Below are 244 nucleotides of genomic sequence, written 5' to 3'. Positions count from 1 at the left end.
GGCCGATCGCGAGCATCTGCTGCTCGCCGCCGGACAGCGTGACGCCCATATTGCCGGTGCGTTCGGCTAGCCGCGGAAACAGCGCATGGATCTTGTCGATCGTCCACGGATCGGAAGCGCCGAGCCGGATCTGCAGCACAAGTATTTGGGGATTTAGCGCCGGACCAACGCGACGCTCTCAGCTCCGTCACCCTGAGGAGCGCGTAGCGCGTCTCGAAGGGTCGACGGCCCGGCCGGTGGCCGT

The 244-nt window shown here is 66.4% G+C and carries 1 pseudogene; it reads right to left on the bottom strand.

Annotation, left to right across the window (positions count from 1 at the left end):
• Positions 1–127 (bottom strand): annotated as a pseudogene (locus FNJ47_RS52525) (ABC transporter ATP-binding protein); the annotation flags it as partial.
• Positions 128–244 lie beyond the last annotated feature (117 nt).

The sequence above is a fragment of the Bradyrhizobium uaiense genome (assembly GCF_010811875.1).
GTDB classification, from domain to species: domain Bacteria; phylum Pseudomonadota; class Alphaproteobacteria; order Rhizobiales; family Xanthobacteraceae; genus Bradyrhizobium; species Bradyrhizobium uaiense.
This window is presented reverse-complemented; position numbering and strand designations above follow the sequence as displayed.